The sequence below is a fragment of the Actinomyces sp. 2119 genome (assembly GCF_003591215.1).
Taxonomy (GTDB): Bacteria; Actinomycetota; Actinomycetes; order Actinomycetales; family Actinomycetaceae; genus Actinomyces; species Actinomyces lilanjuaniae.
This window is the reverse complement of record NZ_QYRR01000006.1, coordinates 137,448-150,686: the sequence shown is the minus strand read 5'-3', so window position 1 is coordinate 150,686 and position 13,239 is coordinate 137,448. Positions and strand designations below refer to the sequence as shown.

The following is a 13,239-nucleotide window of genomic DNA, read 5'->3' as shown; positions in this document are numbered from 1 at the left end:
GCACGGCAGGCCCGCAGCTCACCGGCCTCCACCCAGGTCGCCAGCCCCTCGCTCCTGTGGGACACGGTCTCGCTGTGGTACCGATCGTGCGAGAAAGCCCTCTTCTCATGCGGTTCGTCAAGTTCTCAGGGGCGAGCTCCTCGTTTGCTTGTGAGTGGTTCTCACTCAGCGGGACTCGTGCGAGGCGGGGAGGTAGTGGTCACGATGGGCTGGAGAGCGTCGGCAAAGGCGTGAGCCTCACCAGCCGACCTGGAACCGGGCGAGTAAGCTAGGCTCACGCCATTCCACGACACCTGCGTGCTCTCCATCGTGATCTCTATCCGGGCGAAATCTGGGCCAGCCAGGCTCGCGCCACTGCACCCCACCTGGAACGGCGACAGCACCTAACTACTCCGTGGGCACACCGGGGCCTCGGCTAGGATGGCAGGAGTCGTCAGCCGCAGGTAGCGGCGGTCAGCGGCAGGCGGCAGCAGGCAATAGCGGGCGGGAGGAGGTGCCCATGCGTCGAGGACGGGACGGTCGGGCCACGATCGCTACCGTGGCTGCACGTGCGGGTCGTTCCATCTCCACGGTCTCAGCGGCCCTCAACGGCGGGCCGGGAGTGGCGGCGGCGACCCGGGCGGAGATCCTCCGGGTGGCCGAGGAGCTTGGCTACGAGGCGGACCCGCGAGCGCGTATGCTGCGGCGCCACCACACGGGTCTTGTCGGTGCCAGCTTTGCCGTGGGACAGGCCTTCCAGGGGCTGGTGGTGGACGGGCTCTACCGGGCCTGCTCCGGCCTGGGGCACTCCCTGGTGCTGGCCGCCTCGACCCCGCACCGCGACGTCGTCAAGGGCCTGCGCGGCCTGCGCTCAGAACGCTGCGAGGGCCTGGTGCTTGTTGACCCCGGCGTGCCCGGCTCCTCACTGGTCCAGGCGGTCGGTCGGACCCCGACGGTCGTCATGTGTACCACCACGGACCTGACCGGTGCCGACGAGGTCGTCTCCCGTGACGACCTCGGTGTGGGCTTCCTGGTGGACCACCTGGTGCGCTCGGGGCGCCGACGCATTGTCTATGTGGACGGGGCGGGAGAGACCGCCGCCAGAGGCCGTTCCCAGGCCTACGCCGCCGCCATGGCTCGCAGCGGCCTGGGTGAGCAGGTCCAGGTCCTGCCCGGCGGCGCCACCGAGGAGGACGGTGCCAGGGCGGCGCACGCCCTCCTAGGCAAGGGGCGGCTTCCCGAGGCTCTTATGTGCTTCAACGACCACTGCGCTGTCGGGGCGCTCATGGAGCTACGCCGTCACGGCGTCAGGGTGCCCCAAGAGGTAGCAGTCACCGGCTACGACGGTATCCCGGTCACAGGTGCCTCCTCCTTCTCCCTGACCACGGTGCGCCAGGACGCGACGCTGCTGGCTGAGGTGGCCATCAGCGCGCTGCTGGCGCGCGTCCACCCCGAGCAGTCGCTCCAGGTGCCGCCCACGGTACTGCGCGAGGAGCGTGCCCGGGGAGGGAGCACCTACCGTGTCACCCCGGACCTGATCGTGCGCGACACGACAGCGCCTACAGACCACAGCCCCCGCCTGCGGGCGTGATCCCGGGGCGGGGGCTGTGGCTGTGGTCTGAGACGGGGCAGGCTAGCCCAGCCGTACCGGCTGCCCGGTCGTGGCTGACTCCGTGGCAGCCTCGGCCAGGCGCAGGGCCTCCACGGCGTCGGCGACGGAGGTCGGAGGGGTCGTGCCTGCCTCGACCGCCTCGATGAAGGCCGACAGCTCCAGGCGGTAGGCGTCGGCGTAGCGCTCCAGGAAGAAGTCCAGGTAGGGCTCCTGGGCGTCAGTCACCTCCGCGTTGGACAGGCGCACGGTAGTGGCGCGGATGTTCTCCGCGAACAGGGTGCCCTCACGTCCGGAGGCCTCCAGGCGCTGGTCGTAGCCGGAGGCGCAGTGGCGGTTGTTGATGATGGTGGCTACGGCTCCGGAGGCGGCCCTGAGGGTCACGACCGCAGCGTCGAAGTCCCCCGCCTGCGCGACCTCCTGGTCCAGGTGCTGGCCCACGGCGTGGACCTCGACGATGTCACCCAGGAAGAACCGGGCGGTGTCAAAGTCGTGGATGGTCATGTCGCGGAAGATCCCCCCGGAGACCTTGATGTAGTCCACCGGCGGGGCGGCCGGGTCACGGCTGATGATCGTCAGCTGCTCCAGGGCTCCGATCCGGCCCTCCTGCACGGCGGCGCGGGCGGCGGCGAAGCTGGGGTCGAAGCGGCGGTTGAACCCGAACATGACCGGGACGGTGACGGCGTCCAGCTCGGTGCGGGCCGCGTCAACGTCCTTCATGTCCAGGGCGATGGGCTTCTCGCACAGCACGGCCTTGCCGGCCTTGGCGGCGGCTAGGAGGTGGGGGATGTGCAGGGGTGTGGGAGAGCCGATGATGACGGCGTCGACCTGGGGGTCGGCAAAGACCTCCTCCACGTCCTGGCAGGATCGGGCTCCGTAGGTCCCGGCCAGCGTGGCAGCGGCGTCCTGCACGGGGTCGCAGACCAGGGCCAGCCTGGCCTGAGGGTGGGAGGCGATGGTCCTGGCGTGGACCTGGCCGATACGGCCGGCGCCGATAACGGCGATACTGAGCATCCTTGCTCCTTGTGTCGTGACTGTGGTGTAAATGTTGTGAGTGTTGCAAGTCGTGGGATGGCGGGCCCGCGACATGCGGGGGCGGCTGCAGCCGCCCCCGGCGCGGGGCTGCTCAGGGCTGAGGCATGATGACGTCGCGGACCAGGGAGTCCAGGTCGGCGTCGGCCTGCAGGAAGCCTCGCAGGGTGCGTACGGTGGCGCCGTAGGTGTCAAACTCCTCCGGTGTCATGCCGTCGGGCTCGTAGGCGCGCACGAAGTCGGGGATGCCCATGAGCGTCCTCATGATCTCCGGGGCCACGGGCACGTCGATGCGGGGCTCGACCTTGTAGCCGGAGTCGTTGATGAGCTGCTGCCAGGCAAAGGGCGGGGAGATCACGATGTCGCCGCCGAGGAGCTCAGACCAGTGCATGACGTTGCGGAAGGCGGCGGACAGGGGGCGGGCGCGCAGGCCGCGCTCGCGGAACTCCTGGTAGGTCCGCTTGAAGGCGGCGATTCCGGCCCACTCCAGGTGCCCGGGGTCAAGGAACAGCTTGTCGCGCTTGGCGACGATCTTGATCCAGTCGTCCAGACGACCCACCATGAGGGTCACGACCGGGCCCATGGTGGAGACGTCCTTGCCCTCGGCCTCGCGGCGCCTGAGACCCCGCTCGATGGCCTCGCCGGTAGCCACGGCCTGAGGGACGGAGAAGGACACGGTGACGTTGACGGAGACCCCGCGGTAGGTTGCCTCCTCGATAGCCTTGATGCCCACTGAGGTGGCCGGGATCTTGACGATGATGTTCTTGGCCAGGTTGGAGAACTCCTCGGCCTGGTCAGCCAGCGCGGTAGCGCTGCGTGCCAGGCGGGGGTCGGTCTGCATGGACAGGCGCCCGTTGCGCCCGTTGTGCTCCTCGAAGGCCGGCTCCAGCAGCTGGGCGGCCTGCAGGCTCAGCTCGCGAACCACCTGCCAGCCGATCTGGGCCTCGGTGGCCTCGGGCATCTCCTCGGCGAGCTCGGCGATGCGGGGCAGCCACACGTCCTTGCGCTGGTTGATGCAGGTGTAGGCGATGGTGGGGTTGCAGGTGGCGCCGACGCCACCGAAGGCGATTGACTGCCGCAGCTCGTCAGGGTCGGCGGAGTCGTTCCACAGCGCTGTGGGTGTGCTGCGTACGGCGTCAAGGAGCGGTCCGGGGGTGTAGTCGATACTCATCTGTGTGTGCTCTCTGGTCGGGGTGGTCTGCGGTCAGCGTCCTTGCGGCCGCGGGCCGATGGCACTATTGAAGAAGATGACGGGGAATCTGTCAACGATTTGTCCGGACATAGGTGGTGTCGGGCTGGTTTCTGCCACCTCCGGACGCCGGGGCTCGGGCGGCTCGGGGCCGTGGCCTCAGGGGGTGGGTCCCGGGGCCAGGGTGCTGTCGTGCGGGGGTGCTCCGGTCTGCCCGGGCCTCACCCCGTGAACAGGGTGGTCTCGAAGGAGTAGCGAGAGGCCCTGTAGATGTGGTCGCCAAACTCGACGACCCGGCCGGTATGGTCGTAGGTGGTCCTGGTCGCGGTCAGCAGCGCTGCCCGCCTGCGCTCGTGGAGGAGGTCGGCCTCCTTCGTGGTGGCGTTGCGGGCACCGATGACCTGTCGGGCCGTGGTGGGGACGATCCCGCTGGTGCGCAGGAGCTCGTAGAGGCCGGCGGTCTCCAGGTCCTCGCGCGCCGGGGCGACTGAGGCCGGCAGGAGGTTGTGCATGATGGCGACGGGCTCGTCGTCGGCGGCCCGGATGCGTGTGAAGGTCACTACGGGCTGGCCCTCCCGGGTCTCCAGCCTGTCCGCCTCCTCGGGGGAGGCAGGGTGCTCGTCGTAGTCGAGGAGCGTGGTGGAGGGGGTGTGCCCGGCTGCCGTCAGGTCTGCCAGGAGGCTGGTCAGCTCCATCGGCCGGTGGACGTGGGGCGGGGCGACGACGGTGCCCACGCCGCGGCGCCGGGTGAGCAGCCCTCGGTCTACCAGGTGCTGGAGAGCCTGGCGGGCGGTCGGCCGGGAGACCTGCAGGCGCCGCGCCATGGACAGCTCGTCCTCCAGCCGAGTCCCGGGGGGCAGGGTGCCCTCGAGGATGAGGGCTGCCAGGGGCTCGGAGATCTGGGCGTGCAGGGGGGTGCGTATTGTGCGGTCGATGGTGACGTCAAGGGCGAAGGTGGCGTCGGCGTGAGGCTCGGCGGGCATCTCGGCGGGCGTGGCGTGTGCGGTAGGCGTGGTAGGCATGGAGCACCTTGTGGCGGTCGGTCGTGTTGGGCGCAGCTCGGTAGCCGACGGTGCCAGCATACGGAATATGAGCGGGGCACGGATGTCTGGTGGTGTCAGCGCCTGCCGCCGCCCTGTGACGTCCCTGGGAGGCTGCCCCCAAAATGTTCTGACAAATGCTTGACCTGAGGGGGTGGGGTGGGGCAGGCTTCGTCATGTGGCCGGGCCGTCCCGGGCACAGGCGATCCGCCCCGATGACGTGGAAGAGGACGTGATGACCGCACAAGCAGCGACGACCGGAGCGGCCGGGCAGGTACCTGGGGTCGAGGTCCTGACCATCGGGCGCTGCGGGATCGACATCTACCCGCTCCAGGTGGGTGTGGGCCTGGAGGAGGTGGAGTCCTTCGGCAAGTTCCTGGGGGGCAGTCCCACCAACGTGGCCGTGGCTGCGGCCCGCTACGGCCACGACTCAGCCGTGGTCACCGGGGTGGGGGCTGACCCCTTCGGCCGCTTTGTCCGTGCTGAGATGCGCCGCCTGGGCGTGTCTGACGACTACGTGGTCACCAAGGCCGACTACAACACCCCCGTCACCTTCTGCGAGATCTTCCCCCCGGACAGCTTCCCCCTCTACTTCTACCGCGAGCCCTCGGCTCCGGACCTAGAGCTGGAGGTGGAGGACGTGCCTCTCCACGCGGTCCGGGAGGCGCCGGTCTTCTGGGTCTCCGCCACGGGGCTGAGCAAGGACCCCTCCCGCCGTGCTCACCACACGGCCCTTGACGCCAGGGGCGACGCCAGGGGGCGCCAGGCCGTGACGGTGATCGACCTGGACTACCGTGCGATGTTCTGGGAGAGCCGCGAGGCCGCCCACCGCGAGGTCTCGGCGGTCCTTCCCAAGGTTACGGTGGCTATCGGGAACCGGGAGGAGTGCGAGGTCGCTGTGGGGGAGCGCGATCCCGAGCGCGCTGCCGACGCCCTCCTGGAGGCAGGCGTCGAGCTCGCGATCGTCAAGCAGGGCCTGGAGGGCACCCTGGCCAGGACCCGTGACGAGCGGGTGGAGATGCCGGTGACGCGGGTAGAGACCAAGAACGGTCTGGGAGCGGGGGACGCCTTCGGCGGTGCCGTCTGCCACGGCCTGCTGGAGGGGTGGTCGCTGGAGAAGACGGTCTTCGCCGCCTCCACAGCCGGGGCGATCGTCTCCTCCCGCCTGGAGTGCTCCACGGCGATGCCTACCGAGCCCGAGCTGCTTGACATGATGCGGCGCAACCGCGGGGTCTGTGCCCCTGATCTGGACCTGTGAGGTGATGGTGATGGAACAGCGCGCATCCGCAGCCAGGGGAGGCGGACCAGGTGATACGGGCGCGACTCTGGGGACGGGAGCACCTGCAGTGGTCCCCGGCTCCACGTCGCGAACCCCCCTCACGGACGCGGTTGTGGAGGTCCGTGCCACCAGACCTGATCTTGTCTCCCAGGTCCTGCGACACCGCCCCCGGCCCAGCCTGGAGCAGGTCCGCTCGCTCATGGTGATCGCCTGTGACCACCCCGCTCGTGGCGCGTTGGGTGCCGGGACCGAGCCCATGGCCATGGCCTCGCGCGAGGACCTCCTGGCACGCTGCGTGGAGGCGCTGTCCCGGCCGGGGGTCAACGGCTTCCTGGGAACGCCTGACGTCGTGGAGGACCTGGCGCTCCTGGGCGCCCTGGACGGCAAGATGGTGTGGGGGTCGATGAACCGGGTGGGTCTGCAGGGAGCCTCCTTCGAGGTGGACGACCGGTTTAGCGGCTACGACGCCGCTGGTATCGAGGCCTCCGGGCTGGACGGGGGGAAGATGCTCACCCGTATCTGCTACACCGACCCCGCCAGCGCCTCGCTCCTGGAGGCCTGCGCCCGTGCGGTCAGCTCCCTGGCCGAGCGCGGCCTGACTGCCATGGTGGAGCCCTTTGTCTCCCACTGGCAGGAGGGCCGCCTGGTCAACGACCTGAGCCCGGAGGCGGTGATCCGCTCCGTCTGCGTCGCCCAGGCCCTGGGGAGGACCTCCGCCTACACCTGGCTCAAGCTGCCCTGCGTCACGGAGATGGAGCGGGTCATGGAGTCCACGACCCTGCCCAGCCTCATCCTGGGAGGGGAGGTGTCCCGGGACCCGGAGGCCGCCATGGCCTCGTGGGCGCGGGCACTGGCCCTGCCCAACGTCAGGGGGCTGGTCATCGGCCGGTCCCTGCTCTACCCGCCTGGCGACGACGTCGCGGCCGCCGTCGACGGCGCTGTCGCGCTCCTGTGAGACTGCGTGCCTGCCGTGCCGCCCACCGCAGGGGCTCTAGCCCCTGCCATCAGTGCAGTGCCCGGCCTCCTGGGCCTGGTGCCGTCCCGCCCGGTTCCCCCGGGGCGGGCCTGGCAGCACCTGCCCCGGCCACCGCGCCCGCACGTCACGTCCATATCGCATCCGATAATTGCATCCGATAGCCGTACCCAGTAGACCGAGCCCAGGCTCTCTTCAAGCTCTCAGCCGGACACGACACGTGAGGACACTCCTAATGACTCAGCAGCCCCAGCACTCCCACCCCGACCAGCCAGAGCGGTCAGGCCAGTCACAGTACGTCATCAGGGCAGGCGGGCTCGCCCACGACGCCTACGAGCTCGACCTGAGCGCCGAGCGTGCCGGGTGGGAGTGGTCCTCCCTGCGGGTCCTGGCCCTGGAGCCGGGGCAGGGCGTGGACGTCCCCGGCGGCGAGCACGAGTTCCTGGTGCTGCCGCTGAGCGGCGGGTGCACCGTGGAGGTTGAGGGGGAGGCTGCAGGCCAGACCCTGGAGGTGACCGGGCGCGACTCGGTGTTCACCGATATCACCGACTACGTCTACGTCCCTCGCCGTACCGACGTGCGCCTGACCAGCGCTCAGGGCGCGCGGATCGCGTTGCCAGGTGCCCGGGCTACCACGGACAAGCCGCTGCGGTACTGTCCCCGTGAGGAGGTCGGTACCGGACTGCGAGGCGCAGGCCCCTCCTCCCGCCAGGTGAGCAACTACGCCCTGGGCAACGAGGTGGAGACCTCCCACCTGCTGGCCTGCGAGGTGCTGACCCCTGGAGGGAACTGGTCCTCCTACCCTCCCCACAAGCACGACGAGCACACCGAGGTGGAGCGGGTCCTGGAGGAGATCTACTACTACCAGGTGCGTGAGGGGGCAGACGGCGCCCAGGGCTTCGCCCTCCAGCGGATCTACCCCTCTCCCGGCCACGACATCGACGTGTGCACCGAGGTGCGTGACGGCGACGTCGTCGTCATGCCCTACGGCTACCACGGCCCGTCGGTGGCCGCCCCCGGCTACGACCTGTACTACCTCAACGTCATGGCCGGCCCGGCGGAGGACTCGGTGTGGCTCATGACCGACGACCCCCACCACACCTGGGTGCGCCAGACCTGGCAGACCCAGGAGGTCGACCCCCGTCTGCCCATGACCCCGATGAACTGACAGCCACTCACTGACCACCAGCAACGAACAGGAAGAAGACACACGTGAGCAACGAGGCCTACGCTGGCACGGTCCGCCTGACCGTGGCCCAGGCGACCATTCGGTTCCTGACTAACCAGTACTCCGAGCGCGACGGCGTGGAGCACCGCCTCATCGAGGGCGCCTTCGGCATCTTCGGCCACGGTAACGTGGCTGGGATCGGCCAGGCACTGCTGCAGAACGAGGTCGACCCCGCCGAGGGCGAGGACGAGATGCCCTACATCATGCCGCGCAACGAGCAGGGCGCCGTGCACGCGGCTGCGGCCTTCGCCAAGACCCGGGACAGGATGTCCACCTACATGGTCACGGCCTCCATCGGCCCGGGCTCCCTCAACATGGTCACCGGTGCCGCCCTGGCCACCACCAACCGCCTGCCGGTCCTCCTCCTCCCCTCCGACCAGTTCGCCACCCGGGTGCCTGACCCCGTGCTCCAGCAGCTGGAGGACCCCACCACCCTGGACCTCACCGTCAACGATGCCTTCCGGCCCGTGTCGCGGTTCTTCGACCGCGTCAACCGGCCCGAGCAGCTCATCCCCTCCCTGTTGAACGCCATGCGGGTCCTCACCGACCCCGCCGAGACCGGCGCCGTGGTCATCGCCATGCCCCAGGACGTCCAGGCCGAGGCCCACGACTGGCCGGTCGAGCTGTTCCGCAAGCGGGTGTGGCACGTGCGTCGCCCCGTCCCCGAGCCGGCCGCCCTGGAGCGCGCCGTGGCCGCTATCAAGGCGGCCAGGCGTCCCATGGTCGTCGCCGGGGGCGGCGTCATCTACTCCCAGGCTAGTGAGGAGCTGCGTGCCTTCGCCTCGGCCACGGGGATCCCCGTGGCCGACACCCAGGCGGGCAAGGGCGCCATCAACTTTGACCACCCCTGCGCCATCGGGGGAGTGGGATCCACCGGGGGTGACTCCGGCAACCACATCGCCGACAAGGCTGACCTGGTTATCGGCATCGGCACGCGGTACTCGGACTTCACCACGGCGTCGAAGACGCAGTTCAAGAACCCGGAGGTGCGCTTCGTCAACATCAACGTGCGCGCCTTTGACGCCGCTAAGCAGAGTGCGGAGATGGTGGTGGCTGACGCCCGGGAGGCGCTGACCGCCCTGACCACCGCCCTGGAGGGCTACCGCGTGTCCGAGGACTACTCTGCCGAGGTCACCGCCGAGCGCGAGGGCTGGCTGGCCCGTACCCAGGAGTGCTACCACCGAGGGCACGGCCCCTTGCCCGCCCAGACCGAGGTCTTCGGCGCCCTCAACGAGCTCATGGGAGAGGAGGACATCGTCATCAACGCCGCCGGCTCCATGCCCGGCGACCTCCAGGCCCTGTGGCAGGCCAGGACCCCGGTCCAGTACCACGTCGAGTACGCCTTCTCCTGCATGGGCTACGAGGTCCCGGCCGCCCTGGGGGTCAAGCTCGCCCGGCCCCAGAGCGAGGTGGTCTCCATCGTCGGTGACGGCACCTACCAGATGCTGCCCATGGAGCTGGCTACCGTGGTCCAGGAGAACATCAAGGTCATCTACGTTCTGCTACAGAACTACGGCTTCGCCTCCATCGGCTCCCTGTCGGAGTCCCGCGGCTCTCAGCGCTTCGGCACCAGGTACCGCCAGCGCGGCCAGGGTGGCCACCTTCAGGACGAGCAGAAGGTCGTCGGGGTGGATATCGCCGCCAACGCCGAGTCCTGGGGGCTCACGGTCTACCGGGTCTCCACGATCAAGGAGTTCAGGCAGGCCTACGCCCAGGCCCGCGCCGAGGACCGTGCCTGCATGATCCACATCGAGACCGACCTCTACGGCCCTAACCCGCCCGGCTCCTCCTGGTGGGACGTCCCGGTGTCGGGGGTCTCCCGCTTGGAGTCCACCCAGAAGGCCTATGAGGACTACGTCCAGGACCGCAGGCCGCAGCGCCACTACCTGTGATATTGTCCGGACAATAGGACACGAAGTGTGAGACGGACCAAGGTCCTCAAAGAGGGCGTAGTGTCATGTCCGTCCGCCCTGGGGTCGGGCGACCTGCCCGGCCCCGGGCACCTCCAGGCCCCGGAGGACCCCGGGGTCACCCAAGACTCAAAGGAGAGATAATGACAGTCAAGCACTGGGTCTCCGGCGGCCCGTGGACCGGATCGGGAACTGAGACGCTGCCGATTGAGAACCCGGCCACCGGCGAGGTCATTGATGAGCTGGTGCTGGCCTCGCAGGAGGACCTCGACCACGTGGTCGAGGTCGCCCGCAAGGCCCAGAAGGAGTGGGCGCGCGCCTCCCTGGCCAAGCGTGTAGACGTCATGTTCCGGATGCGCGAGCTGGTCAACCAGCACGCGGACGAGCTGGCCGAGCTCATCGTGCGTGAGGGCGGCAAGACTCACGGTGACGCCCTGGGGGAGATCGCCCGCGGCCGGGAGACCATTGACTTTGCCTGCGGGATCAACGCTGCCCTCAAGGGAGAGTTCACCGACCAGGCGGCCACCGGGGTCGATGTCCACACCCTGCGCCAGCCGGTGGGGGTCGTCGCGGGGATCTGCCCGTTCAACTTCCCCGTCATGGTGCCCATGTGGATGCACCCCATCGCCCTGGCCACCGGTAACGCCTTCATCCTCAAGGTGGCCTCGCTGGTGCCCTCAGCCTCCCTGAAGATTGCCGAGCTCTACAAGGAGGCGGGCCTGCCTGACGGCCTGTTCAACGTGGTGGCGGGCAACCGCACCATCGTCACCCGGGTGCTGGAGCACCCCGGCATCGACGCCATCTCATTCGTGGGCTCCTCGCCGGTGGCCCACATCGTCCAGGACACGGGCGTGTCCCACGGCAAGCGCGTCCAGGCCCTGGGCGGGGCGAACAACCACGCCATCGTCATGCCTGACGCCAACATGGAGTTCGCCGCCCAGCACGTCTCCGCCGGTGCCTTCGGGGCGGCGGGGCAGCGCTGCATGGCCCTGCCGGTGGTCGTGGCCGTGGGTGACGCCGCTGAGCGCCTGATCCCGCTGGTCAAGGAGCGTGCCCAGGCGATCGTCACCGGGCCGGGCACGGACAAGGCCTCCGAGATGGGGCCGGTCATCACCCGCAAGGACCTGCAGCGTATCGAGGGCTGGATCGCCCGGGCCGAGGAGGGCGGCGCTGACGTGGTGCTCGACGGGCGCGGCTACCGTCCCGAGGGTGAGGACTACCAGGACGGCTTCTGGCTGGGCCCCACGATCGTGGACAGGGTGCCCACCGAGCAGTCCCTCTACTGTGAGGAGACCTTCGGCCCGGTGCTCGTGGTGGTGCGGGCCGAGACCTACGAGGAGGCCATCGAGCTGGTCAACTCCTCGGAGTTCGGCAACGGCGCGGCCATCTTCACCTCTGACGGGGACGCTGCGCGTCAGTTCGTGGTTGACGTGGAGGCTGGCATGGTCGGGGTCAACGTGCCCATCCCAGTGCCGGTGGCCTACTACTCCTTCGGCGGGTGGAAGGAGTCGCTCCTGGGCGACCACCACATCCACGGCCCAGAGGGTGTGCGCTTCTACACCCGGGGCAAGGTGGTCACCTCCCGGTGGGCGCGCCGCGGCGAGAAGGTCGGCTACGTGGGGATGAACTTCCCGACCAACGGCTGACACTGGCACCGCACTGATACTGCGCTGGCCTGCCTGGGGCTCACCGGGACGGGCCGTGTTCTCAGAATGTAGCGAATCCTCACAACGTACCTGCACGTCACTACGTTGTGAGGATTCGCTACGTCTGGCCGCCTGGCGGCCATCGCCGGAAGGCCGGGCTGAAGGTGACGGGGTGTCTGGCGGCCGGGTCGGGCGGTACGCGTTCCGACAGGCATGTCCTGACAAATCTCTGGACTTCTGGGCGTGAGTGAGGTAGCCTCGATCATGCGTCCGAAACGATTCGGTCGACACCGTGACTGAGGAGAGACAAAGATGTCCAAGACGTCCAAGGCCGTCAACACCACCAACCCCAAGTACTCCAAGCTGACCATCGGCGTGTGCCCGGACCAGTGGGGCGTCTGGTTCCCCGACGACCCCAAGCAGATGGACCCCCGCCAGGCCTGGGAGGAGATGGCAGAGGCTGGCTTCGAGGTGATCGAGACCGGCCCCTACGGCTACTTCCCCACCGACCCCAAGGAGCTCCAGAAGTGGTGCGACGACTACGGCATGCGGGTCGTGGCTGGCACCGGCTGGGGCATCCTCCACAAGGAGGAGGCCTGGCAGACCACACTCAGTACCTTCCGGGCCATCGCCGAGACCCATGCCGCCGTGGGTGCGGAGTACATCGTCCACCTGCCCCCGCTCTACCGCGACGACAAGACCTGGGAGTGGACTGACGACCGCGTGCTCTCCGACGACGCCTGGAAGCTCTATGTCGAGCACGCCAACGCCCTGGGGCAGATGCTCCTGGACGAGTACGACCTCAAGATGGTTCTCCACCCCCACGGGGACTCCCACATCGAGACTCCCGAGGAGATCGCCCGCATCTTTGACGCCACCGACCCCAGGTACGTCAACCTCTGCCTGGACTCCGGGCACGTGGTCTACGGTGGCGGCGACCCGGTCGAGCTGTGCCGCAAGTACCCCGAGCGCATCACCTACGTCCACATCAAGGCCTTCGACGAGGCCATCACCAAGGAGGCCCACGAGAAGGACTGGCCCTTCGGTGAGGCGGTCACCAAGGGCGCCTCGGTGTGCCCGCCTGCGGGCCTGCCAGAGATGCACGAGTTCGTCGACGCCCTGGCTGACCTGGACAAGCCCATCTACTGCATCTGCGAGCAGGACTGCTACCCCTGTGACCCGTCCTTCCCCAAGCCCAACGCCATCAACATGCGCACCTACCTGGCCGAGTGCGGCCTGGGGCTGGCCTGAGCGCCCGGCGGGCTGCTGCGCTGGCTCATACTGGCTGTGGGCAGCCCAGTCTCGGTGCTGAGCCGTACCAGCCGTAGCGGGCCAGGTGCCAGCACGGCTGCGT

At 68.9% G+C, this 13,239-nt stretch carries 10 protein-coding genes; 7 read left to right on the top strand and 3 right to left on the bottom strand.

The annotated features are described in order from the left end of the window. Window positions 1-499: 499 nt before the first annotated feature. Window positions 500-1,570, top strand: coding sequence for a LacI family DNA-binding transcriptional regulator (locus D4740_RS08745; RefSeq protein ID WP_310732077.1), 1,071 nt, complete (start codon window positions 500-502; stop codon window positions 1,568-1,570). A gap of 42 nt (window positions 1,571-1,612) precedes the next feature. On the opposite strand, the gene iolG is transcribed toward D4740_RS08745, so the two are convergent. The 3 genes from iolG to D4740_RS08730 all read right to left on the bottom strand — a co-directional run bounded on the left by iolG (window position 1,613) and on the right by D4740_RS08730 (window position 4,792). Further along, window positions 1,613-2,602, bottom strand: a complete 990-nt coding sequence (gene iolG / locus D4740_RS08740) for an inositol 2-dehydrogenase (protein ID WP_119836553.1) — start codon at window positions 2,600-2,602, stop codon at window positions 1,613-1,615. A gap of 112 nt (window positions 2,603-2,714) precedes the next feature. Continuing rightward, complete coding sequence (locus D4740_RS08735; protein ID WP_119836552.1) at window positions 2,715-3,791, bottom strand: transaldolase family protein; 1,077 nt, start codon at window positions 3,789-3,791, stop codon at window positions 2,715-2,717. Window positions 3,792-4,030: 239 nt separating this feature from the next. Continuing rightward, the gene (locus D4740_RS08730; RefSeq protein ID WP_119836681.1) at window positions 4,031-4,792 is read right to left on the bottom strand and encodes a GntR family transcriptional regulator; all 762 of its coding nucleotides are present in this window, start codon (window positions 4,790-4,792) and stop codon (window positions 4,031-4,033) included. A 292-nt stretch (window positions 4,793-5,084) separates the two neighbouring features. On the opposite strand from D4740_RS08730, the gene iolC reads away from it, so the two are divergent. From iolC to D4740_RS08700, 6 genes are all read left to right on the top strand, one after another. Beyond that, window positions 5,085-6,107: a 5-dehydro-2-deoxygluconokinase gene (gene iolC, locus D4740_RS08725; RefSeq protein ID WP_119836551.1), complete on the top strand. Its 1,023-nt coding sequence runs from the start codon at window positions 5,085-5,087 to the stop codon at window positions 6,105-6,107. 10 nt (window positions 6,108-6,117) lie between these two features. After that, the gene (locus tag D4740_RS08720; protein ID WP_259390761.1) at window positions 6,118-7,083 is read left to right on the top strand and encodes a deoxyribose-phosphate aldolase; all 966 of its coding nucleotides are present in this window, start codon (window positions 6,118-6,120) and stop codon (window positions 7,081-7,083) included. 253 nt (window positions 7,084-7,336) lie between these two features. Then, the gene (gene iolB, locus D4740_RS08715; protein WP_119836549.1) at window positions 7,337-8,269 is read left to right on the top strand and encodes a 5-deoxy-glucuronate isomerase; all 933 of its coding nucleotides are present in this window, start codon (window positions 7,337-7,339) and stop codon (window positions 8,267-8,269) included. Between the two features lie 44 nt (window positions 8,270-8,313). After that, window positions 8,314-10,221, top strand: a complete 1,908-nt coding sequence (iolD, locus tag D4740_RS08710) for a 3D-(3,5/4)-trihydroxycyclohexane-1,2-dione acylhydrolase (decyclizing) (RefSeq protein WP_119836548.1) — start codon at window positions 8,314-8,316, stop codon at window positions 10,219-10,221. A gap of 161 nt (window positions 10,222-10,382) precedes the next feature. Next, window positions 10,383-11,885, top strand: coding sequence for a CoA-acylating methylmalonate-semialdehyde dehydrogenase (locus tag D4740_RS08705; RefSeq protein WP_119836547.1), 1,503 nt, complete (start codon window positions 10,383-10,385; stop codon window positions 11,883-11,885). A 312-nt stretch (window positions 11,886-12,197) separates the two neighbouring features. Continuing rightward, the gene (locus tag D4740_RS08700) at window positions 12,198-13,136 is read left to right on the top strand and encodes a sugar phosphate isomerase/epimerase (RefSeq protein WP_119836546.1); all 939 of its coding nucleotides are present in this window, start codon (window positions 12,198-12,200) and stop codon (window positions 13,134-13,136) included. Window positions 13,137-13,239 lie beyond the last annotated feature (103 nt).

What these genes read in the sequence shown, in the direction of transcription:
- D4740_RS08745 (WP_310732077.1), top strand. Translation starts at nt 500, where the DNA reads ATGCGTCGAGGACGGGACGGTCGGGCCACGATCGCTACCGTGGCTGCA.
- D4740_RS08735 (WP_119836552.1), bottom strand. Translation starts at nt 3,791, where the DNA reads ATGAGTATCGACTACACCCCCGGACCGCTCCTTGACGCCGTACGCAGC.
- D4740_RS08720 (WP_259390761.1), top strand. Translation starts at nt 6,118, where the DNA reads ATGGAACAGCGCGCATCCGCAGCCAGGGGAGGCGGACCAGGTGATACG.
- D4740_RS08705 (WP_119836547.1), top strand. Translation starts at nt 10,383, where the DNA reads ATGACAGTCAAGCACTGGGTCTCCGGCGGCCCGTGGACCGGATCGGGA.
- iolC (WP_119836551.1), top strand. Translation starts at nt 5,085, where the DNA reads ATGACCGCACAAGCAGCGACGACCGGAGCGGCCGGGCAGGTACCTGGG.
- iolG (WP_119836553.1), bottom strand. Translation starts at nt 2,602, where the DNA reads ATGCTCAGTATCGCCGTTATCGGCGCCGGCCGTATCGGCCAGGTCCAC.
- D4740_RS08730 (WP_119836681.1), bottom strand. Translation starts at nt 4,792, where the DNA reads ATGCCCGCCGAGCCTCACGCCGACGCCACCTTCGCCCTTGACGTCACC.
- iolB (WP_119836549.1), top strand. Translation starts at nt 7,337, where the DNA reads ATGACTCAGCAGCCCCAGCACTCCCACCCCGACCAGCCAGAGCGGTCA.
- D4740_RS08700 (WP_119836546.1), top strand. Translation starts at nt 12,198, where the DNA reads ATGTCCAAGACGTCCAAGGCCGTCAACACCACCAACCCCAAGTACTCC.